The following is a 3,129-nucleotide window of genomic DNA, read 5'->3' on the forward strand; positions in this document are numbered from 1 at the left end:
GATTGATGTTGAATGTGCGGTCGTCTTCGCGGGCAAGCCTCGCTCCTGCAAGGGGATTTGTGTTGGGCATAAAAAAACCGGGCGGCTTTTGGGGCCGCCCGGTTCTGGTGACGTAGTTACAAATGCGTTTCGGCGTATTCGGCCAGTATCGAACGTGGCACCCCTTGCAGGGTGATGTGTACACCGTTGGGGAAATCCTTGAAGCGTTCGGTCAGGTATGTCAATCCGGAGCTGGTCGCGGACAGGTAAGGGGTGTCGATCTGCGCCAGGTTGCCCAGGCACACCACTTTGGAACCGGCGCCGGCACGGGTGATGATGGTTTTCATCTGGTGCGGTGTCAGGTTCTGGCATTCATCAATCAGGATCAGACTCTGCTGGAAGCTGCGGCCTCGAATGTAGTTGAGGGATTTGAACTGCAACGGCACTTTGCTGAGGATGTAATCGACGCTGCCATGGGTGTTTTCGTCATCCATGTGCAAGGCTTCAAGGTTGTCGGTGATGGCGCCCAGCCAAGGCTCCATTTTTTCCGCTTCGGTGCCGGGCAGGAAACCGATTTCCTGGTCCAGGCCCTGCACGCTGCGCGTCGCGATGATCCGGCGGTAGCGCTTGCTGACCATGGTCTGCTCGATCGCCGCCGCCAGGGCCAGGATGGTTTTACCGGAGCCGGCAGCACCCGACAGGTTGACCAGGTGGATGTCCGGGTCAAGCAAGGCGTATAGCGCCAGGCTCTGATAGATGTCACGGGGTTTAAGGCCCCACGCTTCCTGGTGCAGCAGCGGTTCCTGGTGCAGGTCAAGGATCAGCAGCCGGTCTTCCTCTATCTCCTTGATCCAGCCGACGAAGCCCTGTTCGTCAATGATGAACTCGTTGATGTGGACGGCCGGCAGGTTGTCGATCAATTGCACCTGATGCCAGGTGCGACCGTGGTCCTGACGGGTTTCGACATTCCTCACCCGGTCCCAGAAGGAGCCGGTCATGTTGTGGTAACCGTTGGGCAGCAACGAAACGTCATCGACCAGTTGGTCGGTGCTGTAGTCCTCGGCCGCGATCCCGCACGCCCGGGCCTTGAGGCGCATGTTGATGTCTTTGGTGACCAGCACCACGGGCAGTTTCGGCTCGCGCGCGTGCAGGTCAATCAACTGGTTGATGATGATGTTGTCGTTCAGGTGTTCGGGAAGAATGATGTTCGGTTCGGCACGCTTGCTCATCAGAATTGACAGCAAACCCTTGGGCCCACTCTTGCCGCGCTGGATCGGCACACCGAGCTCGACGTCTTCGGGGCTGGCATCGCCCAGGGTCTTGTCGATCAGGCGAATCGCCTGACGGCATTCTGCGGCCACGCTGTGATGCCCGCTCTTGAGCTTGTCCAGCTCCTCAAGCACGGTCATCGGGATGGCAACGTGGTGTTCTTCGAAATTAAGCAGGGCGTTTGGATCGTGAATCAATACGTTGGTATCGAGTACATAAAGGATTGGCTGGTTGGAGGAAGAACTACGTCCGTGATCATCCATACTCGGTCACCTTTGTGGGAGCCATTCGACGCAATACCGTGACAGTGCTGCGCCTCGAAGTGGCCACCGAATTCACCTGCGAGGATTCAAGTGAACTGCGAACAAGTAGGGTCTTGGAAGACGCCACCTGTGTTGCAGGTTTCGGCGGTCTGTCTTCGTAATACTCCAAAACCCATGACAGAAAAAAGTACTTTGACGTTTTTTTGAAGTTTATTTTTCAGAGTGACCAATAGCACTAGGCGGATGGCCATCACCCCGTTAAAGTCGGAAGTCCGCCTGCATCGAAATCTGCTCGAAAATCACCCCGCCGCGCCCTCCTCCCCAATGATTCCGGGCTTTTTACGGTTTCAGCGAAACGCGTCCTGACAGTCCTCCCAACCGATCCCGCTTTGCGCCGTTTGCATGATGAGCCAGGGCATCGCCGTTTTCACCGCATCCTGCTTCACATTGAAGTTGATCACCCCATGTCGCCATAGCAGCATCAGCGTCAACACGCGCTGGGCGCTCGGGTTGCCCTTGAGCTTGCCGGCGCCATCCTGGGCATCGATGTCCCACAGTGCCACCTGCAAACCCTGAGCCTTGAAGAAGCCTTCGGCGTCAGAACGACGCTGGCCATCGGGCGGACGGAACAGCGGCACGTAATTCTCCGGCAGTTTGCTTTTGACCAGCTCGACGCTGCGGCGCACCGAGTCCTGCCAGTCCTGCCAGTGGCTGTGGGAGCGAAACTCCCAGCCTTGCACGCCAATGCACTGCGTTGAATAGGTCGCTTGCAGACTGGCCACCGAGCGCTCGGCCAGACGCGCCTGAATGTCTTTGCCCAGCACGAAGAAGGTGCCGCTCATGTTCGACTTGCGCAGGTACTCGGAGACCCAGCCGGTGTTGTCCGGCGTGATATTGGCGGCGCTGTCGAACGTCAGCAAAAACAGCCGGTCATGCATCTCTTCGCCGTTGCGCTCATAGTCACCAAAACGATCGACTTCGCTGCTGCTCTGCGGAAACAGGGCCGCCTTGCGCAGTTGCTCATCCAGATACTGGGCGTGGAACAACCGGCTCGGCTCCGACCACTTGATGTAATAGCTGTCGTCGCTGACCTGAAACTTGGCCGCTTGCTGGCGCAGGGTGTCCATGTCTTCGACGAGGAAACAGAAGGAGGCATCCTGATCGCAGCTCTGCTGGGCGAAGTTGTAGTTGGTCAGCAGTCGCTGCCACAGGCGCTGGCGCAGGTTGTTGACGGCCTCCAGATTAATCTTGCGCAGGCCCAGACGCTGGGCCAGGCTCGCTTCATCCAGCGACTCGCTCGCCAGCAGCACCCGCGAAAACATGAGGATTTCGGCGCGTGATGCCACGTCGAACAGCGTCGGGCTGCTGAGCTTTTCCGGCCAGGTGCTGCGATCAAGCGTCGCCACATCGCCCAGCGCCGCCATGGCACCAAAGCTCAATAGCCAGGCCGATAATAGAAAAACGATACGCAATGGGATGTCTCCATAACAAAACCCGCGCGGCACTATAGCTGATCCTGCCCACATTCCCGCAGCCGCACTGACCCCCGTAGGAGCGAGGCTTGCCCGCGAAGGCGGTGTGTCAGTTGGCATCACCGGTAACTGGCACACCGCCTTCG

2 protein-coding genes are annotated in these 3,129 nt (G+C 58.3%); both read right to left on the reverse strand.

From position 1 onward, the window contains the following. Nucleotides 1-116 precede the first annotated feature (116 nt). The gene (locus QMX98_RS33520; RefSeq protein WP_010463104.1) at nt 117-1,511 is read right to left on the reverse strand and encodes a PhoH family protein; all 1,395 of its coding nucleotides are present in this window, start codon (nt 1,509-1,511) and stop codon (nt 117-119) included. A 347-nt stretch (nt 1,512-1,858) separates the two neighbouring features. Next, nucleotides 1,859-2,983 carry a polysaccharide deacetylase family protein gene (locus QMX98_RS33525; RefSeq protein ID WP_282412034.1) on the reverse strand — a complete coding sequence of 375 codons (1,125 nt, stop codon included), beginning with the start codon at nt 2,981-2,983 and terminating at the stop codon, nt 1,859-1,861. Nucleotides 2,984-3,129 lie beyond the last annotated feature (146 nt).

The organism is Pseudomonas sp. PS02303, from assembly GCF_029959925.1.
GTDB lineage: Bacteria > Pseudomonadota > Gammaproteobacteria > Pseudomonadales > Pseudomonadaceae > Aquipseudomonas > Aquipseudomonas mandelii.